This window comes from Paenibacillus sp. NPDC058177 (genome assembly GCF_042883835.1).
Taxonomy (GTDB): domain Bacteria; phylum Bacillota; class Bacilli; order Paenibacillales; family Paenibacillaceae; genus Paenibacillus_AQ; species Paenibacillus_AQ agri.
Genome location: NZ_JBHVVB010000009.1, coordinates 91,712 through 115,931 on the forward strand (window position 1 = coordinate 91,712; position 24,220 = coordinate 115,931).

18 protein-coding genes are annotated in these 24,220 nt (G+C 47.5%); 15 read left to right on the top strand and 3 right to left on the bottom strand.

Translation table 11 applies throughout. From position 1 onward, the window contains the following. Window positions 1–118 precede the first annotated feature (118 nt). The 3 genes from ACFVU8_RS26535 (at window position 119) to ACFVU8_RS26545 (ending at window position 5,209) form a co-directional block, all read left to right on the top strand. Window positions 119–3,286 (top strand): S-layer homology domain-containing protein, encoded by a 3,168-nt coding sequence (locus ACFVU8_RS26535; protein ID WP_387431312.1) that lies wholly within the window; start codon window positions 119–121, stop codon window positions 3,284–3,286. Between the two features lie 610 nt (window positions 3,287–3,896). After that, window positions 3,897–4,124 carry a hypothetical protein gene (locus ACFVU8_RS26540; protein WP_379467005.1) on the top strand — a complete coding sequence of 76 codons (228 nt, stop codon included), beginning with the start codon at window positions 3,897–3,899 and terminating at the stop codon, window positions 4,122–4,124. A gap of 320 nt (window positions 4,125–4,444) precedes the next feature. Next, complete coding sequence (locus ACFVU8_RS26545) at window positions 4,445–5,209, top strand: (S)-benzoin forming benzil reductase (protein WP_387431314.1); 765 nt, start codon at window positions 4,445–4,447, stop codon at window positions 5,207–5,209. A gap of 124 nt (window positions 5,210–5,333) precedes the next feature. Here the strand turns inward: ACFVU8_RS26545 and ACFVU8_RS26550 are convergent, their stop codons facing one another. Then, the gene (locus ACFVU8_RS26550; RefSeq protein ID WP_387431317.1) at window positions 5,334–5,729 is read right to left on the bottom strand and encodes a VOC family protein; all 396 of its coding nucleotides are present in this window, start codon (window positions 5,727–5,729) and stop codon (window positions 5,334–5,336) included. A 1,465-nt stretch (window positions 5,730–7,194) separates the two neighbouring features. On the opposite strand from ACFVU8_RS26550, the gene ACFVU8_RS26555 reads away from it, so the two are divergent. From ACFVU8_RS26555 to ACFVU8_RS26585, 7 genes are read left to right on the top strand one after another with little or no spacing between them, the layout of a single operon-like run. Next, on the top strand, window positions 7,195–8,814 hold the full coding sequence (locus tag ACFVU8_RS26555; RefSeq protein ID WP_387431320.1) for an ABC transporter substrate-binding protein: 1,620 nt from the start codon (window positions 7,195–7,197) through the stop codon (window positions 8,812–8,814). Further along, window positions 8,811–9,800 (top strand): ABC transporter permease, encoded by a 990-nt coding sequence (locus ACFVU8_RS26560; protein ID WP_387431322.1) that lies wholly within the window; start codon window positions 8,811–8,813, stop codon window positions 9,798–9,800. The genes ACFVU8_RS26555 and ACFVU8_RS26560 overlap by 4 nt, the downstream gene beginning before the upstream one ends. Then, window positions 9,797–10,651, top strand: coding sequence for an ABC transporter permease (locus ACFVU8_RS26565; RefSeq protein WP_379467010.1), 855 nt, complete (start codon window positions 9,797–9,799; stop codon window positions 10,649–10,651). The genes ACFVU8_RS26560 and ACFVU8_RS26565 overlap by 4 nt, the downstream gene beginning before the upstream one ends. After that, window positions 10,648–11,409: an ABC transporter ATP-binding protein gene (locus tag ACFVU8_RS26570; RefSeq protein ID WP_379467011.1), complete on the top strand. Its 762-nt coding sequence runs from the start codon at window positions 10,648–10,650 to the stop codon at window positions 11,407–11,409. Before ACFVU8_RS26565 ends, ACFVU8_RS26570 begins: the two co-directional genes overlap by 4 nt. After that, the gene (locus tag ACFVU8_RS26575; protein ID WP_387431325.1) at window positions 11,406–12,179 is read left to right on the top strand and encodes an ABC transporter ATP-binding protein; all 774 of its coding nucleotides are present in this window, start codon (window positions 11,406–11,408) and stop codon (window positions 12,177–12,179) included. Before ACFVU8_RS26570 ends, ACFVU8_RS26575 begins: the two co-directional genes overlap by 4 nt. After that, window positions 12,176–13,240: an aminotransferase class V-fold PLP-dependent enzyme gene (locus ACFVU8_RS26580; protein ID WP_387431327.1), complete on the top strand. Its 1,065-nt coding sequence runs from the start codon at window positions 12,176–12,178 to the stop codon at window positions 13,238–13,240. The genes ACFVU8_RS26575 and ACFVU8_RS26580 overlap by 4 nt, the downstream gene beginning before the upstream one ends. Further along, window positions 13,237–14,376 (top strand): amidohydrolase family protein, encoded by a 1,140-nt coding sequence (locus ACFVU8_RS26585; protein WP_387431330.1) that lies wholly within the window; start codon window positions 13,237–13,239, stop codon window positions 14,374–14,376. The genes ACFVU8_RS26580 and ACFVU8_RS26585 overlap by 4 nt, the downstream gene beginning before the upstream one ends. Before the next feature lie 60 nt (window positions 14,377–14,436). Here ACFVU8_RS26585 and ACFVU8_RS26590 read toward each other — a convergent pair whose 3' ends face one another. Together ACFVU8_RS26590 and ACFVU8_RS26595 are read right to left on the bottom strand one after the other, a co-directional pair. Continuing rightward, window positions 14,437–15,156 (bottom strand): SDR family NAD(P)-dependent oxidoreductase, encoded by a 720-nt coding sequence (locus tag ACFVU8_RS26590; protein WP_387431333.1) that lies wholly within the window; start codon window positions 15,154–15,156, stop codon window positions 14,437–14,439. Window positions 15,157–15,519: 363 nt separating this feature from the next. Further along, a complete protein-coding gene (locus tag ACFVU8_RS26595; protein ID WP_387431335.1) occupies window positions 15,520–17,595 on the bottom strand; it encodes a serine hydrolase domain-containing protein in 2,076 nt (691 codons plus the stop codon). Window positions 17,596–17,932: 337 nt separating this feature from the next. On the opposite strand from ACFVU8_RS26595, the gene ACFVU8_RS26600 reads away from it, so the two are divergent. From ACFVU8_RS26600 to ACFVU8_RS26620, 5 genes are all read left to right on the top strand, one after another. Beyond that, on the top strand, window positions 17,933–20,719 hold the full coding sequence (locus ACFVU8_RS26600; RefSeq protein ID WP_387431338.1) for a glycoside hydrolase family 3 C-terminal domain-containing protein: 2,787 nt from the start codon (window positions 17,933–17,935) through the stop codon (window positions 20,717–20,719). 63 nt (window positions 20,720–20,782) lie between these two features. After that, complete coding sequence (locus ACFVU8_RS26605; protein WP_175372072.1) at window positions 20,783–20,971, top strand: hypothetical protein; 189 nt, start codon at window positions 20,783–20,785, stop codon at window positions 20,969–20,971. A 239-nt stretch (window positions 20,972–21,210) separates the two neighbouring features. Beyond that, window positions 21,211–22,224, top strand: coding sequence for a LacI family DNA-binding transcriptional regulator (locus ACFVU8_RS26610; protein WP_175372071.1), 1,014 nt, complete (start codon window positions 21,211–21,213; stop codon window positions 22,222–22,224). Window positions 22,225–22,343: 119 nt separating this feature from the next. Then, window positions 22,344–23,309, top strand: a complete 966-nt coding sequence (locus tag ACFVU8_RS26615; protein ID WP_379467018.1) for an ABC transporter permease — start codon at window positions 22,344–22,346, stop codon at window positions 23,307–23,309. A 15-nt stretch (window positions 23,310–23,324) separates the two neighbouring features. After that, the gene (locus ACFVU8_RS26620; protein ID WP_175372069.1) at window positions 23,325–24,209 is read left to right on the top strand and encodes a carbohydrate ABC transporter permease; all 885 of its coding nucleotides are present in this window, start codon (window positions 23,325–23,327) and stop codon (window positions 24,207–24,209) included. The last annotated feature ends 11 nt before the right edge of the window (window positions 24,210–24,220 follow it).

Sequence of the window (24,220 nt, forward strand, 5' to 3'; positions counted from 1 at the left end):
GGCCAAGGGGCTGAGTGCTTAAAGATTGCATAAGGAAGAGAAGCGGGGCTCCGTTTCTTCTTCCTTCTTTTATATCAGGCACAGGAAAGGCACACTGAGAAGAGGAGAATGGGACGAAATGATGAAGTTGAAAAAATACGCAGCGTTGCTGCTGGCAGTGCTGCTCCTGGCAGTGCTGCTCCTGGCAACACCGTTCGATTGGGGCGCAAAGACAGCCGCGGCAGCAGGGGGGCAGAACGGTACATACGGCAATATCTTTTACCGTTATCTGATGGATAACACTTCTTCTGACTCCGCAGCGAATGTATTCCTGTATGTGGAGAATTCGGGCAAATTGACCGTGCAGAATGGCCAGGCGGTCTTCGAGCATGAGATCAAAGCAGAGAATGCAGCGCTGATCCCTTATATCGCCTTCCGTAAGCCGGGCGCGGCTAAAGCTGTTATTACCGGCAGCCATGTGCAAGGGATGGAGGGCTATCAGGAATATCAAGTAACAAGCGGCAGCGGTTCAGGCGGCAAGACTGTCATGTCTGTGCCAATTGCAGACATTCAGAAGCCTACGGATGTCCTGATGCATGTCATCATCAAGAACAATCCGACCTACCCGGGACTGGAATATGATTATTGGTATAATGTACAGCTTTGGCTGGATCCTTCCGGATTACCTGTGAATCCTGGAGAGGGTGGGGAGGAGCCGGGGGGCGGTGAAGGACCATCTGCAATTACGCTTGTGCAACTGCAGGAACTCGTGACGGTATCCCGTTCAGTGTACGACACTACGGTGGAAGGCACGGAGTTTGGTCAATACCCGATTGGATCGCGGAGTGTGCTCTATACGCATATTATTCATGCGGAAGAAGTCGTAGCGCAGCCAGACCGGTCTCCAGATGCTATTAAGTCCGCTTATCATGCACTTAATGATGGGCTTGCAGTATATAAGGCTTCAGTATACGCGGCTAATAAAACAGCGTTGCGGTACATTGTCGCTAAGGTAGAAGGTCTGTTGGCTGATTTGAAGGAGTTGGGAACGGCTGAGGGCAAGCCAGGGTATAATTTTGCGCCAGCCTCGGCAGGAGAATATGCAAAAGGGGTCTCGACATCTCTAAACAGCGATATCTTGAGGACAGCTGTCTCGGTAATGGGGAATGATAGCGCCACGCAGAACGCGGTAGATGCTTCGGTCCAAGCGCTGACAACCCGGTATAACAATAATAAGGACAGATATTACATTGCCACTACACCTATCCCTGTTCATGTGATTGATACACTGGCGGAAACGGCGACGTTGTCCGTATATGAGGCCGATTTTGGCCGTACGGCGACTCTGCTTAAGCTCGCTTCAGGTGAATATGGTGATAAGGTGTATGCGAATCTTACGCTTGTGCCTCAGGCCAAAGAATTGGTGCAATCTATGCCGAATTTCAGAGGTGGATTCTCTATTGACGGACTGGATTATTCACAGGACGCCTATCGGGCAATCCAACTGAAGAATGGGGTGGCAGAGACGGAGCAAGCGGTTCAGGTTACCATCCGCAGTGCTATGGGGACGGAGACGGCTGGAGCGAATTGGTTGGGCCTCTCTTATGTCCGATATAAGGTAGGAGATGAAATCAGAGGCGTATATATCAGCTATAATGCACTGCTTCTGAAAGACTTGAATAACTCGATAGCTGCTGCCAAGCAATTATTAGATACTTCAACAGCGCCGTCCGGCGCGGAAGAAGTATTCACCGCTGCCAAACAACATGCCGAGCAAGCGGTTCAAGCCGCCGCTAAAACCGGGGCTAATCTGGCGGCTACGCAGCCGCAGATTAAGGCTGCCGCGCAAGCTCTGCAAGCGGCGCTGAATGAATTCAAGAAGAATGCGGTATATACCGTCAACGTTTCAGTCGCCGATGCTAACAAAGACGAGTTCTCCCCGGCAGGGGGCTACATTCATAGCCCTGCACGGATTGCGACGGTGGCGGGGGATACCTACGCCGTCTTGACGGTGGACTCGGCTGTCGATGAGCTTCAGGTGAGCGGTGGCACAGCCACAGCGGCACCTGGTGAAGAGACAGCACCGGGCACGCGCGTGGTGTACATCAAGCCGGTAGATCCGGCGATGTTGACTAACGCGCAGCTGCGGGTGGGCGGCACCGTGCATACGGTGCGGCTGAACTTTGGCGCAGCGGATAACAGCCGCCTGTCGGCGGCGATTACAGCTGCGCAGCAGGTCTACGACGCAGCCGAGATTGGCACGGCTGCGGGGCAGTACCCGGCAGCGGCTAAGGCAACGCTGGCCGCGGCGATAGCAGATGCACACCGCGCAGCGGTGCATCTGGGCGGCTCCCAGCAGCGATCGGATGAGCTGCTGCTTGGGCTGACGGAAGCCGTGGCGCAGCTGAAGGCTTCCGTTGTGAAGGACCCGGGTACCGGAACGGACCCGGGGACTGGCACGAACCCGGGTACCGGAACGGACCCGGGAACTGGCACGAACCCGGGCACCGGAACGGACCCGGGGACCGGAACGGACCCGGGAACTGGCACGAACCCGGGCACCGGAACGGACCCGGGGACTGGCACGAACCCGGGAACTGGCACGAACCCGGGCACCGGAACGGACCCGGGCACTGGTCCGGTAGCGACGCCAAGCCCCAGCCTGGGCGGCGCGGCTTCTGATGGTGCCGTAACAGGCACCATCGTAAGTGCAGCAGGCGGCGAGGTCAGCCCTGCTGGGGCATCGCCTGCCGCACCGACAGCGGAGCCGGCGAGCTTCCGCGATGTGCAGGGCCACTGGGCACAGGACGTAATCCGTCAGGCGACCGCGCTAAGAATTGCGCGCGGATTCGAGGACGGAAACTTCCGGCCGGATGGCATTGTGACACGAGCGGAGTTCGCCGTGTTCCTAAGCCGTGCTTTGGAGTTTAGCCCGGCAACAGCTCCATCGCCAGTCTTCAGGGATCAGGACAAGATACCGGCCTGGGCTGCTGAAGGGGTGGCGGCACTCAGTCATGTAGGCTTGCTGAACGGATATGCGGATGGCACGTTCAGAGCGAGTGGCAACATTACTCGTACAGAGATCGCGGTCATCGCCGCCCGCGCGGCGCAGCTTGCAGCGGAAGAACATCCGCAGTTGACCTTCGTAGATGCAGCCGGCATTCCGGCTTGGGCGAGGGGCGAACTGGCCGCTGCTGTTAAGGCAGGGCTGGTGCAGGGCAAGGACGGAAACCGCTACGATCCGCTAGCAAATGCCACGCGGGCCGAAGCGCTAACACTGATCCTGCGATTGCTGAATAATAAGTAGAGATCATAAGTTTGTTCAATCGATAGCTAACCAGTTTGTAAAGAGAAGAAGCGATCTTGAGGAGCGACCTTTCGGGGTCGCTTTTTCTCACTCTCTCTGCTCAATTCTCTGATCACTCTCTCTTTTCGTTCTCTCGTTTCTGTTTTGAATAGTTGCGGAGCTGGGGAAATACAGATACGTTTATGGCTCAACGTCATAATCAGTGCTGGACATAAGACGTTGGTCGAACCTGCTTGATGAGAACATTCCATTCTGCAGGTTAAAGCTCATTTATAGGAGCTAACGGACTCTATAGTCGTTATTTTCCAAATAAAGTTGTTCTGAACATGTAGCGGACTCAGATGACGTTATTTCCTGCTGAGCAGTGGAATATAGGCAGGATCTCTGTCGATAGGGTCTCTGGAGTCCGTTATCTTCCTGAATGGCCGAATTTAAAGGCAATAAGGCCTCTGGAGTCCGTCTCTTGATGAGCGAGTACTGATTTTGAGGTAGATCCGTTTCTATTCGTTTTTATTTTCCACGTGTGATAAATGTCATCGAAAAAATATATTTAAAATTTGAATAATAAAGGAGAGGGAAATATATTTAGAGGATCACTTTAAGAAGGGGTGTGGGATCGTTGGCAGCCAGCCGCGAATCTGTAGAACAGGATTTTATGATTGAACAATTGAAAGAGAAATTTCAAATCACGGTACTATGGTCCGAAGGACGTGCATGTCTGGAGTACGACACTGAGGAGCAACTAGAGAAAGTATCAGACTATGTCAGAGAACATTTTGATAGAGATCTTTTGGATGTGTTTTTTACAGCTGTAGAGAGCCTTCCAGAGGATGAGTAAACAAAGAGTAAAGGAACGTACCCATGTAAGTTTAATGTATCTAATGGCTTACAAGAGTAATTGTTTGAGGGTTTATTAAAAGGGAGCATACGTTGGACGTTCCTTGTTGATTCCTACTACATGACCTACTGGATACAACGGCTAGTAAGATGATGAATATCGAAAATATGTAATACAACGTAGCCAATCTTCACGGGGCTACGTTTTTTAATTAACAGGCAGTGAGATGAAGGCTTTGCATGCATTGACATAACTAATGATAAAATGTAAATTAGTAGCAGGTTCTATATTCTAGTCTTAAAATGAGGTGTGCTAGTAAAATGAACTATTTCATCATTACCGGAACTTCAAGAGGACTTGGCCAAGCTATTGCTGAACAGTTAATTTCACCAGAACATTATTTGTTTTGTATTTCGCGTGAGAAAAATAATGAACTACTAGGTAAAGGGAAGAACATTGAGTATTTCGAACTCGATCTTAACAATGTTGAACATATCGAAGAATTAATGACTACTATTATTAGCTCCATTGATACGTCTAGCGTCAAAGGGATATATCTTGTTAACAACGCCGCTGTCATAGCTCCTGTAGCTTTTGTTGATTCATGTGATGTTAAAGATATAACAACTAACATTACTGTGAATTTGTTGGCTCCGATAACTCTGACTTCCTGTTTTATTCGACTTACAAATGAAATTGATGTTAATAAGAGAATATTGAATATCTCTTCTTCATCAGCTAAGCATCTCCATCCCGGGATGAGTTTATATTCAGCAACTAAAGCTGGTTTAGATGTTTTTACTCAATGCGTGGGACTTGAACAAAACACGAGTGTTGCACCTGTGAAAATAGTTTCCATTTGGCCTGGAATGATCGACACTACTTTGCAGGAAGAGGCGAGAAGTCAAAGCAAGGCGTCCTTCCCGTTGGCTGAAATATTTTCTATGGTAAAAGAAAGAGGCATGCTCACGACCCCTGAGGAAACAGCTACACAAATCATTGACTATCTATTTAAAGAAGATATTGAAAATGGTGAGATCATCGATATTTACGATTACTCAAAAATTAATGGATTACAGCCATAATTTTGATCTGGCACGATCGCGATTTCAATCCCGGAAGGAATAAAAAAGACACCAGGCCCGGTGTCTTTTTTAATTCCGATTTTGGATATTTTACTGCTTTTGCCTGTCTAACGGCTCAATTGGACTACTTTGCATGCTCGTCCGGCTGATGAATACCAAAGGTGTTTCCTTCTGTGTCTATATAATACCCTTGCCACGCCATTCCAGGCAGTGCATACTTGGGCAACGCTAACTTGCCTCCAAGATTAAGAATTTTGGACTCAGTAGAATCGTAGTCTCCCACCCCAATAGTACAGGCATATCCATTTATAGCTTGGCCGGGTTCGGGTGAAGCCCCTTGACGTTGCATCAGAGCCCCATTAATGCCGAGGTCATTTGCATCGCCTGTCGTAGCTCCCCAATAAGGCATACCAGCATAATTACTCCAGTCTTCAAATACCCATCCAAATACCTCGCCATAAAACCTTTTAGCACGTTCCATGTCATCTACATGAATTTCGAAATGAACTAGTCGACCCATAAGCTCCTCCTATTGTTTGACTTCCTGCATTTCCCTCTTATTATACTTTCCTATTTCGCTAAAAATATAAAATTGAATAGAAAATCGAGGGCTAGTCCTTACGTGAGTGTCGTTATTCTCGTTAGGATAATGCTATATGCTTAACTCGGAGAGGAGATGAATGGATTGGAACTTAAGTCAATGAATATCGCTGTTGAATTGTCCAAGCTTAGCAAAGATGATCTGATAAACTTGCTTGTCAACTTTTCTGAAGAACCTTGATAAAGCGTTGCAACTAGCCAAACAAGGAGAAAAAAGGATAGAGCGAACAGATTTCCTGGTTTAGTGGACGAGTGGAAGGCTTATCAATATGATATCTATGGACTTACTAATCAGTTAGAGAAGCAAATCGAAATTGCCGTATCATCGAATCGGAAATAGAATCAAACAGTGTGTGGGATGATGCGTTATTTTATCAAGGCCGGTGGGAAACTTCAAGCACACTTGAGCGACCCGGCTTTTCCTGCCCCTGGTCTTCCTTGCTATCCATATTAACGACGTCCGGTGCTTCTGGGTGTTATTTTGCTGATAGAACTGCTTGGCTGCAATTCGCAATGTTCTTCTCAGCAATAATGCGGATGAACGAGTTCTCTTCGAACGGAATCCCCTGCGTAAGACTCGCAGCGTATCTTTGTAGACCTCAACATTTTCGGATGGAGGTACTAGGGCGAATAAATTTAACGAGGAGTCCTTGAATCCGTAGGTTTCAAACATCCAGGGGACGACATCTGTCTGATGAATAATATCTTCTGGTGTGATTAACGGAGTAATTTCAGTGGCGGTGTCAAAGTCAGGATTCCACAGAGCAACAGCTGCTGGATTCGATTATAGGTTGGAATGATAATACTGTACCGAATAGCCAGTGTGATCTCCCCCCACCGTGTAGTTAAACGCCCTTGAAGACATAAATAATAATAATATATTCAAGGACTTTAGCCTGGTCTGGACAAACGCCTTTGGGGAGGGAAATGGGCTTGAGGTGAATATAAGCACACAAATATCCGAGTCTATGGAGGCTAGGAAGAGGAAACTGTCTGAAGGTGTCTTATTTATTGCTTTTCCAATCCGCTGTGCTAAAATATGCAATTATGTTATAAAGTTATAAATGATGAGAAGATATGAAGCGCTTATACGCTATTGAGTTCATAGTAGACGTTGCAAAAGGCGAATGTTCCCTTGAACAGATAACGAGTATCCTTCGGGAGTATTCAGTACACAATAATTAGTAAAGACACCCTGATGGGTACCTGTTTTCATATAGCGGGCTGCGTAACTATAGGTGGTTAGATGCTAACCTAAAACGCTACAACGAGTAGGGTTTAGCACCTTTTTTTGGGATTTAATTTTGTTTGACAGAAGGGGTACATTCATACATAATCTATTCATACTAAGCGCATATGTTTTACTGCATAAGAGGGGGATTGACATGTCAAAGTTTAATGCATTTCAAAGAAAGACGTTCTGGGTTGGATCTTTAGTGGTTCTGTTAATGGTTGTTCTGGCAGGATGCTCCGGATCAAAGAATGATTCGGCTCAAAATACAGGTACTAATCAAAGCGCGAACCAAGGCACGGATACAAGTAAGAATACGGAACCGCCGGCAACAGGTGGAACGTTTACCTATGGACGTCCGGCTTCTGTTACCTCGTTTGACCTGCACAATCAGATTACTGCAAATAACGCTTTTGCGATAGATAAAGTTTTTGAGCCGCTGGTTGCGTTTGATAGTGAAGGAAAGATTGTGGATTGGCTGGCCAAGTCACATACAATTAGTACAGATGGTTTAACCTATACTTTTGTTTTGCGTGATGGGCTGAAATTCTCTAACGGAACTGAAGTGACTGCAGAGGATGCAGTGTTCTCCATTCAGCGTCATTTGACTGTGGGTGGACCTCTGGCTATCGCGGCACAGGTTGCTTCTCTTAAGGCCGAAGATGCCAAAACGTTAGTAATTACACTAAAAGAGCCTTACACGCCATTTATTTCGGAGCTGACGAATTTTTCCAACGGTATTCTGCCTAACAAATTTGGTGGTGTCACTGAGGAAGAATTCTTTAAGAAGCCTATAGGTACTGGTCCATTTGTTGTTGAAAAGTGGGACCCAGCGGGTGATCTGACGTTCAGCAAAAATCCAAACTACTGGCAGGAAGGCAAGCCATACATCGATAAGCTTGTTTACAAGCTGATTGAAGATGATAGCCAAGCAATCAACCAGCTTAAAGCTGGTGAGGTAGATGGTATTGAGACGCTTGCGCTTGGGAATGCCAATGAAGTGAAACAAGGCCCTGATACGACAGTAGCGACTAACGGCAGCTGGGTAACGGAGCAGTTGTTCTTCAATACACTCGATAAACATTTCTCTGATATCCATGTTCGTCGTGCCCTGGCGTTGGCCCTGGATCGTGACGGATTGACCAAGGCGCTTACCTTCGGTTATGCGCAAGTGGCGAATTCGCTATTGCCACCAGCCATCCCTTATAACACTAACGATACGATTAAAGCGCTCAACCATGATGAGGCTGCAGCTAAAGCAGAGCTTGCCAAGTCGAAGTTCCCTGATGGCTTCACTACGAAGCTGCTGGTTGCTTCCGGAAACAGTACAAGAGCGCAAGAGGCACAAATCATTCAGGCCGCTGCTAAAACCATCGGCATCAATATTGAGATTGAATCGGTTGAGCTAGCTTCATTCCGTGAGCGTTTCTTTGCTTATGATTTCTCGGCTATGCTTAACAGTGGTCAGGCAGATTCCCCTGAAGCCAATTCGATCCTTGCCTTCCAAACCGATCCGAACGGTTTCAGCAAGTCTTATTGGACGCATTACACGAATGATGAAGTGACCAAACTTCTGATCGAAGGCCAAAAAACACTCGATGGGGCAGAACGTGGAGATATTTACGCCAAGCTTCAACAGATTCTTGCTGATGAAGTGCCTTACATTCCACTGTACTATCCAGATATTATTACTGGTGTACGTTCTTCCGTAGAAGGTCTGGTTGTTCTTCCTAACGGCAGTCTTCGCTTTGAAGATGTTCGTATTAAAAAATGATTAAATCTAACAGTCTATTCAAAAAAATTGCCGACAACGATTCACCGCGCAGGTGGCTCGTGCTTGCTCTCATAAGAGCGGCAGCCGTTATCACCTGTGTGGTGGCGGCTGTCTTTTTCCTTATCCGGATTGTACCGGGAGATCCTGCTAAAATGATCCTGGGGGAACACAGCACGCCTGAAGCTATCCAAGCCTTGCACCATTCGCTTGGGCTGGATCTCCCGCTATGGGAGCAGTTCACCCGATTTGTACAAAATCTTTTCACACACGGCGATACCGGGGCTTCGATTGCTTGGGGAACGTCGACTAGAGAGCTGATTACGGAGCGCGCTCCGGTTACACTCTTGCTGATTGTAATGGCCAGTGTATTGGCGATACTAGTGGCGCTTGTGCTAGCTACGCTTGCAGCGACGAATAAAGACAGACTGCTGGATCATCTGATACGTATCTTTCCAACGATCACGCTCGGTATGCCGGTCTTTTGGGTAGGCTTATTGTTGATTTTGTTCCTGAGCGTTCGGCTGGGCTGGTTCCCGGTGGGGGGAGTTGGGGAAGGGCTTGCTGGAACCTTATACAGCCTCACACTTCCTGCGATTACCGTTGCCTTTTCACAAATTCCTACCCTTGTGCGTTCACTAAGAGCGCAGATGCTGGAAGTGCTGGAATCGGATTTTGTAGTCACCTTAAAAGCGGCGGGGATCCCTAACCGGGTGATCCTGACCAAGCATGTTCTGCGCAATTCTGCGCTGCCCACGCTGATGCTGCTTGGCGTAAACATTTCTTATCTGATCGGCGGCACCTTGGTCGTTGAACAGGTGTTTGGCATCAAGGGCATAGGCAGTCTGCTATTCTCAGCGATTTCCAAACGGGATTTTCCGGTCATCCAAGGAATAGCTCTGTACTGTGCGATATCTGTGGTCATCATCAGTCTCCTGATCGAGATATCCTCCTGGCTGCTTGATCCCAGGACGAAAGGAAAACAATGAATACTACACTACTGGACCTACAGCAAGAGAATCAAGGTGTCCTAAAAAGAATACTGAACACACCATCTCTGCTTGTGGGGAGCATTATGTTCTTACTCCTCATAGGCGTAGCTGTGTTTGCACCGTTCATTACTCCCTTTGACCCTTCCGAGCAGAATCTGTATGCCATTTTGCAGCCTCCTTCCTCGGAGCATTGGCTGGGAACAGACCAACTGGGGCGCGATTTGTTTACTAGGCTGATCTATGCCGCACGGACGGATTTAAAAATCATGGTGCTGGCGGAGATCATCCCTTTTTGCACAGGTATCTTTCTAGGGATGCTGGCAGGGTATTACGGCAAATGGGTAGACACTGTTATTTCATTAGTGACGGATACCTTTATTGCCTTTCCCTTCTATTTGATTGTTATTATCGTGGCCTTTGCCAGTGGCGCGGGTCAGAAGGGGATATACATCACCTTTATTTTGGTGGGCTGGATCGTCTTTGCCCGTGTAACAAGAGGTCTTAGCGCATCGTTCCGCAAGCAGGAATGGGTCGCTTCCGCGCAGACGATGGGGATTCCAGGGGTGAAAATCATTCTGCGGCATCTTTTGCCCAATGTGTTGCCTCAAGCCGTGGTTGTATTAATGACCGATATGGTTGGTTTGCTCGTGGCGATCGTTACATTAGGTTATCTGGGTATCGGCATTGCGCCGCCAACCCCGGATTGGGGAACGATGATATCGGATGGACAATCCTTCATAACTACAGCCTGGTGGCTGTCAGCCGTTCCAGGCATTGCGGTTGTATACACAGGGATCGCGTTATCCCTTGTGGGTGATGGCCTGGCAGACCTATGGAGGAGAAAATGATGGCTACGAATCCTATTTTGGAAATAGAAAATCTCTCGCTCGCTACGTCCGCAGGCAAATCATTGGTCACCAATGTGAATTTCTCTCTTGGAAAGGGCGAAAGCTTGGGACTGGTCGGTGAATCGGGCTCTGGCAAATCGCTCACCCTGCGCTCTATCTTAGGTTTACTTCCGCGCGGGGTGGAGCAAGTGGGTGGAGCCATCCGGAGTGATGTCAGAAGCGCCATGATCTTTCAAGATCCGAGAGGCGCTCTGGACCCGCTTTGTCCGGTGGTTAGGCAGCTTGCCGAGGTGGTGTACTACAGACAGAACGTAAGCCGGAAGGCTTCCCGCACCATTGCGCTGGAGTTACTGGAAATGCTCGGACTTCCGGATTCTCTGAAACAGAAGGATCGGTATCCGAGCCAACTGTCAGGGGGGCAATGCCAACGTATTGTCATCGCCATGGCTTTAGCTTGCAAGCCGGGTATCCTCCTATGCGATGAACCAACAACTGCGCTTGATGTAACTGTTCAGAAGCAAATCATTGACACGATTACGCGTCTGCAACAGGAACTGGGTTTTGCCATGGTTTTTGTTACGCATAATCTTGCGATTGCTTCTACGATGTGTTCTACGCTGTGTGTGATGAAAGAGGGGCAGATCGTCGAACGCGGCGAATCGTTGAGTCTTCTGCAAAACCCGCAACATTCCTATACGCAGATGCTGATCAATTCGGTGCTTCCTTTGCCGGAGCTTGAAAGGGGTGCGGGTGTATGAAGACGGCCTTGCAGATAGAAGATTTAACAGTGAAGTACGGTGAGTTCACCGCGCTGGATAAAGTAAGCTTAGAAATACAACCGCACACTACTCTCGGTCTCGTAGGAGAATCGGGTTCAGGCAAATCTACGCTCGCGCGAGTCATCGCGGGGCTGATTGCTCCAAGTGACGGGCAAGTTTTGCTGGGTTCGCAAGTTTTAGGTAAGAAACGTAGCCGGGAACAGCATAAGGATATTCAAATGATCTTTCAGAACCCGGATTCCTCGCTCAATCCTAAGCATACGATCCGACAGATCCTTTCCGAAGGGCTGTTATTTCACAAAATTGTAGATCGTGCGGGAGTGGAGCAACGCTGCAAGGAACTTCTGGCGCGTGTTCATCTTGACCAAAGAGCTCTTGGTCGATACCCGCATCAATTCTCTGGTGGTCAGCGTCAGCGGATTGCGATCGCCCGTGCCTTAAGCGTGGAGCCAAGTGTGATTATCGCGGATGAACCTACGAGCGCACTGGATGTTTCAGTACAACGGAGTATGCTTGAACTCTTTAGTACGCTCAAATCGGAGCTTAATCTTACGATGCTGTTCATCTCGCATGACCTGGGCGTAATCCATGCAATAAGCGATATTGTAGCTGTTATGAAGCAGGGGCAACTTGTGGAGGTTAATCCCAAGGATCAATTCTTTTCCCGTCCTGAAACGTCCTATAGCCGCGAACTATTGTCCGCTGTTCCCAAAATGCCAATATCCATTACAACAGGAGGTTTGTCATGAATCAAGTTCATAAAGGATATTCGCCACTTACGATTTCAGAGTTCGATACGCTCACGGGGTTGCTCTCCAGACTCCTATCCACACAACAATCCCCGGTTATCATTCCGGGCGAGGCCATCTTGGGCATCGAGGCCATCGCAGCAGGCATCTCTGCTCCTGGTCGTAAGATTCTGAACGTTGTGACCGGTCCGTATGGTGACATTTTCGGAAAATGGCTGGAGCGCGGCGGCGCAGAAGTTATTGAGGTTAAAGTACCTTTTGACGAAGTAGCCACTGTAGATGTAGTCGCTGCAGCGATTGAACGCCACAAACCGTGCGCTATTTCCTTTGTTCAGGGAGAAGCGGTCACAGGGGGTTCTAATCCGACCAAAGAAATACTGGAGATCGCGCGTCAATCTAACCTAATCACCGTGATCGATTCCGTGTCAGCCGTCGGGGCTGAACCGGTGCTTATGGACGAGTGGAGCATTGATTTTGTAGCGATTGGTGCGCAAAAAGGGCTGGCTGGACCTAACGGGGTCAGCGCTGTAGGTGTCTCCCAGCGTGGCTGGGCGTTCCTGGAGTCTAACGAACGAGCACCGCGCAATTCTATTCTATCGTTACTTGATCTTAAACGTCCTGATAACAGCACGACTCCCGTGCGTGTTCCGGCCAATATTCCTACGTTAGAAGCCAGGGATCTTATTGTATCTTTAGAGCTTATTGAACAAGAGGGCTTAGAGGCGGTCAACTACCGCCATCAGTTAGCGTCATCGGCTATGATTGCTGGCGTCCAGGCTTTGGGGCTAGAACCGTGGCAAAGAAATAGCAATGGATACTCCTCGTTGACTACAACGGTACGGGTTCCTGAAGGCTGTAATCTTCATATCGACAAGCCGATTGGAATTGTGGCTCCTGGAGATGGAGAATTGCATGATAAGCTTTGGCGCATTAATCATTTTGGAGCAAATGCCAGTCAGCAGGGTGTTGAACAAGCGCTTGTTACGCTGGCAGGATTTGTGCAAAAAGATCCTTCCAAGGCCATTGCCGCCCAAAAGGGCATTTGGGAGAATGCCAAATGACCAATGTAACCCAACAGGACCAGACCTTTAATAATATTTTCATTGCCGGGACCCCGGGCAAACGATTTGATATCACAGTACGTGGCGGTCGTTTCTCGTCCATTGTCGAATCTAATTCCCCTGTTGCTGGGGATGATAACTCAGGCAGCGATTTATGGATAAGTCCGGGTGTGATCGATCTCCATACGCACTTGGCGTGGACCGATTTCGATCATGATGACCAGTTGAAGCGTGATGCCTTGGAGGTAGAGGTGCTGCAAGCACAAGCTTTTGAGGCAACGCTCCGTACCGGTGTGACTACAGCGCGTGATGCAGGAGGGCTTCTGCCGAGTGTAGTGAAGCATATTGCGCAGCAATATAATCAGCCTTTAAGCGTACACACCTGTGGCGATATGCTGGGTGCCGGAGATGCACGGGGGATTAAGCATCTGGAGCAGCGGGTAAGTGATATTATCCGTTCCGGGGCAACCTGGATTAAGATCCTGGCCACGGGCGGACTGGGGGCATCGCCGGATACAGTGCTGAACCCAGCGTTCTCAGAGGAAGAGTTCGCTTATATTGTGCGTACTGCCCATGCGCAGGGCGCTAAAGTGTTGGTTCATACTTGGGGTGGTCCTACAGTGGACTGGTCTATTGATGCTGGCGTCGAATCTGTAGAACATGGAATGTATTTGACGGAGGCACAAGCATATCGGCTTGCTCAGTCTAAGACAGCGTTCGTACCTACGGCTTCGATCTATCGGATTGCCGCAGATCCTTCCGGTGTACTTGGCCTGCCTGAGGTCATTCGTGATCGGGCCGCACGTGCTGCCGCAGCTCATCCGCAAGCGATCAGCTATGCGAAAAGTGCAGGTGTACGCATTGGCTTCGGTACCGATTATGCAACACCTGCTCTCCATGGGCACAACCTCGACGAGTTGGATGTGTTAATTGACTGTGGTTTAACTCGCGAGGAAGCATGGCAAGCGGCCACATCGTCCGCCGCCGACATTCTAGGATATGGTGATAGCTTGGGACGTATCCAAGAAGGCTTCATTGCTGATGCCATTCTGTTTAATGCAGATCCGTATCAGTCGCCAAGCGCAAAAGACGTACAGAGAAGTATTGTGTCTGTTATTAAGGCGCCCGTGACTTAGGTTCATAAATAATTGATACAGAAAAAGCTCCTTGGAAATCTCCAAGGGGCTTTTTGGGCATCACGCATTCGTATCCAGCATGGCAGGTATATGAATCTCTTTCACACATGACGCTTTAGATAGCGTAATTACACATTTTACGAGCGAAACGATATCTTGGACTGGAATCCTGGCGCCATCATACAATGCAATCGCTTTGTCCGCACCTTCCTCGTAAGGAATTTCTGCGGCAATTTCTCCGGGATTGATACAGGTGACGGGGATACCGTATTTCCTGGTATGTTCACGTAAAGCACTGCCAATCCCCCGTAATCCGAATTTGGACGCCACAAAAGTCACTTGATCATTATTCGTGTGATCGAGTCCAGCGGTGGAACCGATGAGGATGATTTTGCTGTTATCTGATTGCTTCAGGTTGGGTAGCAGCTTCTGAATGCAGGTAATGGGTGAGGATAGATTGACCTGAATCATCTTAATGATCTCCGCAGGATCATCTTGCTCAAAATTGTACTGCTCTGTAAAGCCTTCCTTTTCCCAAAGTCCAACATTGTAGATCAATACATCAAGTGGCTCTCCTGCTATCTCAGAAGCGATCTTCTCAGCTGAAGAAGGTAAGGATAAATCAGCCTCAATCCAATAACGCGTAATACCGTCGTTCAGATCTACGCTTGGCGGGCGGGTTCTGGAGACGATCCAGACACGGTCACCGTTCTCTGGCAGGCCTTTTACGAAGGCGTCTTCCAAACCTTGGCTCGCTCCAAAAATTATAAAATTTTTCATATGCCCTCCTGAGTTGAAAAATAATCTAATACACTTATCCGCTTGGAAAGTTGTTTATAAAATACTTCATAGGAGGGACTTTGTAAACAAATATGTTTATAAAGTTATTGATTAACAAAAAAAGCGGCCCGAATGGGTCGCTTTACTATTTCTATAAACCGCCTATGACAGAGTCCACACCCTTGATTTATATCGTAGGCTGAGAAGGGTAGAGACGTTTTCTTTTACGCTGTTTCTCTAATAAAGTCTTCATGATTTTCTGAACCTCTTTAGTTTGTGGTGTGGCAAGTGTGGGATGGGCGAGGTTGTTTGCTTTCAATTCAGCCCCCTGGAAAAGGAGGCTTACAAGATCTTCTCCTGCGTCTACTTCAACGAAATTTCAAACTTTGCACCGGTGTCACCGGCGAATACAATGGTGCCGTTCTTCGGTAATACGACCTCGTTCTTGCCGCTGACGGCTGTATCGTTCACGCACATGCCTGCTTCATCATATACGATAACTGCGCTGTTTGTAGGCAGCTTGACGGATAGAATTTTCCCTTTGGCAGTAGCAGGTACGGTGAACCATCTCGCAAGGCCGTCTGCTTGGATGGTGGCTGTGGATTGTTTACCAGCATAGAGTGGTTTTAAGATCTCTGCGCCAGCATACAAGTAACCGCCTGTTGTTTTGACATACTCAATGCCATCCTTCGTAAAAAAGTTGAATTCCATGCTATCTCTACCTGCTATAGTGGGGATTTGCAGCTGGCTGACTGCTTTGTTAGCATCAACGATTTTATTATTAACGATATAGCCAGGAGCTTCTTTGCTTGTCACAATTGGAAAAGCAGGCAAACCCGAGAAGTAGGATATCGATGAGTATTTCTCGTTCATCATGTAATACATCTTGCCCTCGCGTTTGTTCCAGGCAGCAGCTACATCTTTGGATAATGGATTGGCTTCGAGCTTTTCAGCGGTGTATTCAGAGAATACAGTCTGCCCAAGCCCAGGTACGGATACATATGCGCTGGACCACAAGTAAGTGCGCTCATTCTTCTCGACAACAAATTTGAACTTTTCCGTACCATCTTCACTTTTAAAAGAACCATCCGCAGTATACACATACTTTTGGCCAGGATCGCCCGAGTATAGAAGCGAGGTCAGTACCATCTCACCAGATGGATTGATCGCTATCTTCATCAAGGAATTAGAAGCGCCATAAATGCCTGCATAACGGGACATGTCTTGTGGCATTTTTGCCTTCACAGGGATGCCGTGCGATTTCTCTGCCATCTGCTCTTTAATTACACCCTTCGCTTGCAGTGCGCTAAGCAGTATTTCATTCGCGAGCAATTGATCAGTTGTGCTGGAGCCGCCGGATGAGGTTACAGCCGCAGCTAGATTATACTCTGGGAGAACGACCAACGATGAATGGAACAGTGTCGTGTCTCCTCCTTTGGTGAGTGCCTGAATACCATAATTATTGAATGGGAAGAGGTCTACGCTATCCCAGCCTAGTCCGTAGGCGAAGGTCGCATCGGTATTTTTCGGCCACATCCCTTTTTTATATTCTGCTTCGGCCATAGCTTTGACGGATTGGACAGAAAGGATGCCTTCCACTTGACCCGTGAAAATCTGCGAGAATTTCACCAAATCCTCAGCCGTGGAGCGAATCCCTCCAGTTCCGATGACATTGTAATTCTCTACAGGGAGTGGGGTCTGTGAAGAGTCAATGAAGGTCCCGGCCATTTTGGTTTTGTCTATTGGATCTATAGGCGTTTTCGTGTTCTTCATCCCTAAAGGCTCCGTGAAATTCTTGTGTATAAATGTCGTAAAGTCCAACCCACTAACTCTCTCCACGAGGATTTCAGCTAGTGTGAAGCCGTCGTTGGAATAGACCGAGAATGCTCCCGGGTCCGCTTTTAAGCTTTGGGTAGCCAATTGCTCTAATAGATTATCGTGGGCATAGGTATCGTTATCATTGAACAATAGCGCCCGGTTAAAGGAGGAACCTTCAATACCGGCAGAATGATTCAGCAGCATACGCGGCGTAATCTGCCCGTAACGGGCATCTTTCATTGTAAAGTCAGGAATATATCCCGTAAGCGGTTGGTCCAGATCTAGCTTGCCCTCATCCACCAGCTTCATCACAGCGGCGGCTACAAACATTTTGCTGGTTGATCCTATGCCGTAGATCGTTTCGGAGGTTAGCGGTACATTCTTTGCTAGTTGATTTTTGCCAGAATGTCCGGAGATAACAATGTTCCCTTGGTCAATCAGCGCATATTGCAGGCTTGTGGTACCGTAGGTATCAGTTAGTAGTGCCGCCTTCTCTACAGCTAATTTCTGAGTAGATGCATAGTTAGGTTTATTACTGCTGCTATCGGCCATTACACTCAGCGGAGTTAGCAGTGATAGCGCTAGTGTCGTGCTTAAGATCACAAATTGTTTTCCTCTCATGCTCATTACCCTCTCTCTGTTCATTTCTATATGTTTGTTCTGTGGTGTTGTGTCAGCATAATAGCGTGAGATGAATTCCACATAAACGTAACTTGAACAGAATCTTAACTGGAACTGGAAGCACGAATTTCTTTGTGATGGAGCGGTTCAATTTACAATTTGTGGTTGGTAAGGCATGTAGAGTTTCATTTATAGTTCACAAACAGTAGGATTTGCTTGAATATTGATTTTGTTTTTTGCCAGCGGGACTTGTATATTAGTAGCATAGCCTCTATTCTTGAAAGAGCTTCATATTAGAGATATAGAGAATAGGAAATGACATTCAGGAGGAAAGAATTTGAGTACACAAAACGTGGGAATTCCATTGGAAGGTTTTGCTGAATTTAGCCGGACGGTAGCTGCAGAAGGCGCTGTTCTATTGAAAAATGATCATCAGGTGCTTCCGCTTCGCAGCGGCGACAATGTTGCTGTATTTGGCAGAACCCAAGTAAATTACTATCGCAGCGGTACTGGTTCGGGCGGAAGTGTTCATGTAGCTTATACGACTAATTTATTGGCAGGCTTGCGCAGTAAAAACGATTTTATTGTCAACGAAGAGCTAGCTGGTGTCTATGAGCGGTGGATTGAGCAGAATCCATTCGATAACGGCGGCGGGGGCTGGGCGGCTGAGCCTTGGCACCAGAAAGAAATGCCTTTGACGGATGCGCTAGTATCCTCGGCCAGAAGCCAATCGAACAAAGCCATCGTGGTTATCGGACGTACCGCAGGTGAAGATCAGGACAATGCTGATGCTCCAGGTAGTTACCAACTAACGGCTGACGAAAAAGAAATGCTGAAGCAGGTCACTGCTCATTTTGAACAAACCGTGGTTGTACTGAACGTATCGAACATCATTGATATGAGCTGGATGAACGATGAAAGCTATGTCCATCCGATTGCAGGCGCAATCTACTCTTGGCAGGGCGGGATGGAAGGCGGTAACGCCATCGCTGACGTACTGAGCGGAGAGGTAACACCGAGCGGTAAATTAACCGATACCATCGCTCATTCGATTAACGACTATCCGTCAACTAGCAACTATGGCAATGAGTTCAAGAACTTTTATCAAGAAGATATCTATGTGGGCTATCGTTATTTCGAGACATTTTGTCCGGAAAAGGTTCACTATGAATTTGGATACGGGATTTCTTATACTACGTTTAATGTTGAGCCGGCGGCAGCTACGCTGACCAGCAAAAACGGTCAAGAGCATATCGAGATCAACGTAAATGTAACGAATACAGGAGACACTTTTGCCGGAAAAGAAGTCGTGCAGGTCTATTACGAAGCGCCGCAAGGTAAGCTGGGCCAACCGGCCAGAGTATTGTCTGCATTCGGAAAGACTAAAGTTCTTCAACCAGGAGAATCTCAGACTCTATCCATTAGCTTCCCTGTTCACACTATGGCCTCCTACGATGATGCCGGAGTGACCGGACATGCTTCTGCTTATGTACTGGAAGCCGGAACGTACCACATTTATGTGGGAACCAGTGTTAAGAAGCTGGCGAAAGTAAGCGTGCAAGGACAAGATGGCTACGTAGTGGAAGAGCTTCAAGTTGTGGAACAGCTGCAAGAGGCGATGGCTCCTACTGAAAGCTTCACCAGAATGCAACCGGGTACACGTAAGGAAGACGGCTCGTATGATATACTCTATGTAGAGGTGCCTACGCGTAAGATTTCCATGGCGGAACGGATCGAGAAGAATCTTCCGGAGACCTTGGCGCAAACGGGGAATCAAGGCTACAAGCTAAGAGACGTGCTGGACAAGAAAGTCAGCATGGAGACCTTCATTGCCCAGCTCAGCGACGAGGATTTGGCTACCATCGTTAGAGGCGAAGGTATGAGCAGCCCACTGGTTACTCCGGGTACGGCTTCGGCATTCGGGGGAGTTAGTGATCAGTTGTTCAATTACGGAATTCCTGTGGCTTGTACAGCTGACGGACCTTCCGGTATTCGGATGGATAGCGGTCAAAAGGCGACTCAGGTTGCTATCGGTACCTTGCTTGCCGCTACTTGGAATGCTGAACTGGTAGAAGAGCTTTATGTCATGGAAGGCCAGGAATTGTTGAGAAATAATGTAGATGCTTTGCTCGGACCTGGTCTGAATATTCGCCGCAGCCCGCTGAATGGCCGCAACTTCGAATATTTCTCAGAAGATCCGCTGATCTCCGGTGTTTTTGCTGCGGCATGCACTAGCGGAATTATGAAAGGCGGCTCTAACGCCACCCTGAAGCACTTTGCCTGCAACAATCAGGAGAAGCACCGCAGCAAGGTAGATGCGATCGTGTCCGAACGTGCCCTGCGTGAGATTTATCTGAAAGGCTTCGAAATCGCCGTGAAGCAAGCGGGTGCCAATTCCATTATGACTTCCTACAACCCGGTTAACGGGCATTGGGCAGCATCCAACTATGATCTGAACACTACAATTCTTCGCGGTGAATGGGGCTTCAAAGGCATCGTGATGACGGACTGGTGGGCGATTATGAACGATGTTGTCCATGGTGGACCTGCGGATCGGAAGAACACAAACTGGATGGTTCGTGCTCAAAACGATCTTTACAAGGTGATTCCTAACTATGGCGCCGAGATCAACGTCTGGGATGATAATACCATAGAATCTCTGGAAAATGGCTCGGTTACCCGGGGAGAGCTTCAACGCTCTGCCATGAATATCTGTGAGTTCATCATGCATGCGCCGGTCTTCTCCAGAAAACATGAGATTAACGAAACCGTGGAAGCCTTTAAGGCTAATCCAGCGCTTTCCCCGGAACAGGTACATGTTCTGTCGAACAATGCAGAGGTTAAACCTGCTGTATCCGGACCGACCTTTATCCAAGTGGATACGGCGGCGCAATATCGGATTATTGTTCACATTATGTCACCAGAGTCCGAGTTGGCACAAAGCGCTTGTAATGTAACACTGAACGGTCAGTCTATGACGACTATTCAAACAAATGGTACAGAAGGCAAATGGATCAAGCAAAAGCTTGTGAAGATTGAACTCGAATCCGGTCTGTATGAATTGAAATTGGACTTCGTGAAGCCAGGTCTGCAGATCGACTGGATCGAATTCAAGCAAGTATAGTTACAAAGCACAGAAGCAGTGGAAGTATTGGTTGGTCAAAAATAGGTCGGGAGTGTTGCAGGGATGAGAGGATATAACATCTGGCGTCCGATAATGCTGATCTTGGTCGCACTGGTTACGAGAAGTCTTGTCACTAACCTGGGCGTCATGTTTGGGATGTCGCAAAATTCTGCAAGTAGCGTCGCTGTCATTGTCATGTTGATTGTGGCGTTCACGATGTACAACCGAATGATGAAAAACCGTCGTAGATAAGAAAGCCAGCTCTTGGCTGTATGTGGAATGGTGGAGAGTGTCTAGCAGGGCACTTTCCGATTGAAGAGAAACCCAAGTGATATACTCTTGGGTTTCTCTTTATTTCAGTCAAGCGATTTTGAGGTTAGACATATACTCTTCGGAATCGACAAATTTTTTAGAAAAGAGGATTGTAATGAAAACGGTTTTATGTTAATTTATATTTATATTATAAAAACGTTTTTAGCGAGGGATGCCTTATGGGCAAGATAACCATTAAAGACGTAGCACGAGAAGCAGGCGTCTCTATATCAACAGTGTCTAACGCGCTTAATGATGTGGATGTTCTCAATCCTGAAACCAAGTTACATGTGCTGCAGGTCGCTCAGCGGTTGAATTATGTTCCGAATCTGAACGGCAAGCTGCTGAAGTCTGGAAAGACGCAAATGCTGGGTTTTTTCACCACAAGTGTATCGGGTCCTTATTTCTACAAGCTGGTGGAGTCCATGGCCAGAGAATGCGACCATATGGGGTACGGGCTGAACGTCTTTGTCACCAAGGACAAGCAGGTCATCATGAACAATATCATGGGTCGTCGTGTAGACGGTGTCATTATCTATGAAGAGTTTAAGATCGATGATAATGATATCGCTATTATGGAGAAGGATCGGATCAAGGCTGTGTTTCTGGATCGGGAGATTCAGAGGGAAACCATGGGCAGCGTTATCTTTGACTCGTTTGTGGCAGGGTACGAAACAACCAAATATTTGATCAGCCTGGGGCATAAGAAAATCGCCTACATCTCCGGTGTCGACACGATGTTTGACAGTGTACAGCGGAAGGAAGGCTACCTGGCTGCGCTTCGTGAGTATCAGCTTCCGGTGAAAGAAGAATATATTTTGCAAGGCTTTTTCGAAGAAGAAGCTACATATAACGTTGTGAAGTCGTTCATTCGCTCGAGTTCAGATATTTTGCCCGATGCGTTCCTTGCTGGTAATGATGTAAGCGCCATCGGTTGTATGCAGGCTTTGAAGGCACACGGATATGATGTCCCTAATGATATTAGTGTTGTAGGATTTGATGATATTGACATTGCACAATATTTCTCGCCGCCGCTCACTACCGTACGTAACCAGATTGCTAGGCAAGGCATTCTCGCCATTGACCATTTGGTTCGGTTAATTAAGAAGAAGGAGCAGGGCAGCATTCAGAAGCTTCATGGAGAACTGGTAGTAAGAGGTTCGAGTCAGGTAAAGCTCAATCGAAGAGAATAAAAGCAAGATAGCTGGAATGTTTTCTTCGTTTTTAAAAATGTTATAGATCAAGGGGGATTGTGTTCTCAAGAATAAAAACGTTTTTATAAAGAGATTAAGGTCAGAGGAGAGAAGGAACCATGGCTAAACCAATAGTAATGCCATCATCCGGAAAGAGACCTATGGGAGAGAGAGTAAAAGAATTCTTTGCAGACTTTTGGAGACAACGGGAACTGCAAACCATGGTCCTGCCGGGTATTATTTTCATGATTATCTTTTGTTATATTCCCATTTATGGACTGACCATTGCCTTCAAGAACTACACGGTCATTGATACGTTGAGTTCAGCGCCTTGGGTGGGTTTTGATAACTTTAAAATCATTTGGTCTGATAAATATTTCTGGGACGCGGTCGTAAATACACTGGGTATCAGCTTCCTGAAGCTGGGTATCGGATTTGTCATTCCGATTATACTGGCAATCATGATCTATGAAGTCAGCTTGACCCGATTCAAGAAATTCGTACAAACGATCTCGTACATGCCACACTTTCTGTCATGGATCGTGCTGGGCGGGATGTTGATTAACTGGTTCTCCACTACAGGGCTGTTTAATCAGATTCTACTGGATTTGGGTCTGATCTCGAAGCCATCGAACATTTTGCTGGACCCGAGTAAATACTGGTGGATCGCGACCCTCTCTGATATTTGGAAAGAGGCGGGCTGGGGAACGATTCTGTATCTGGCCATTATGTCTAAGATTGATCCGACGTTCTATGAAGCAGCCAAGATTGACGGGGCAGGTCGTCTTCGTCAAATTTGGAACATTACTCTACCCAACATGAAGCCTATCATCAGCTTGAATCTGATCCTTACTGTAAGCGGTTTGTTTGGCTCCAATCTGGACCAGACGCTGGTGCTGATGAACACGCAGAACCGTGAAAAGGCCGAGGTCATTAACTCCTACGTATATCGTATGGGTATGACACAAGGAGATTTCTCCTATGCAACGGCTGTAGGTCTCGGCGTATCCATCGTTTCTGTCATCCTGCTGGTGATCGCCAATAAAGTGACCACTAAGCTGAATGATAACCAATCCGTTTTATAAGAGGAGGCATTTTCCATGAATCGAAAGGCGATAAAGGGAGATCTGGACAGTCGGATCTTTAATGCCTTCAATATTGCAGTGCTTTTAATTGTTTCACTCGTCATCATGATCCCGTTATGGAATGTTATTATCTCCTCGCTCAGCTCCGGCAGAGCGCTGGCAGAGGGCGGGTTTATTTTCTGGAGTAAAGAGTTCTCACTGGAGAATTATCGTGCTGTGTTTCGGGACAGCAGCATTTGGCAGGCCTTCTTTATCTCTGTATCCAAAACAACTCTCGGTGTAATCACCCACGTCTTCTTTTGTGCCATGGTCGGTTACGCTCTTAGCAAGAAGCATCTTCGTGGCCGTAAGCTGTATGTCGTTATGGGTGTTATTACGATGTTCTTCTCTGGCGGTATGATTCCTACTTACTTGCTGATCAAATCTTTGGGTCTATTGAACAGCTTCTGGGTGTACATTATCCCGGCGCTCTTCAGTTACTACGATGTTGTCATTCTCATGAACTTCTTCCGGAATGTACCGGACGCCCTTGAAGAATCCGCCAAAATTGACGGTGCGGGCGAATGGCGGGTGTTCCTGAAGATCTTCATTCCACTGTCTATGCCGGCTATGGCGACTATCGCCTTGTTTAACGGAGTTGGGCAATGGAACGACTTCATGACAACAAAGTTATATATCACCGACCAAGCCTTGTATCCGCTACAGATGAAGCTGTATGAGGTTATCGTGCAGTCTCAGACACAGTCTATGCAGAATATTGGTTCAGTCATGATTGAAACCACCACCAAAGGGGTTCAACTGGCAACCATTGTTATTACCACCCTGCCGATTGTGCTTATGTATCCATTGCTGCAGAGATACTTTATCTCCGGTATGATGCTCGGCGCTGTTAAAGAGTAAGCTTTCTAGCT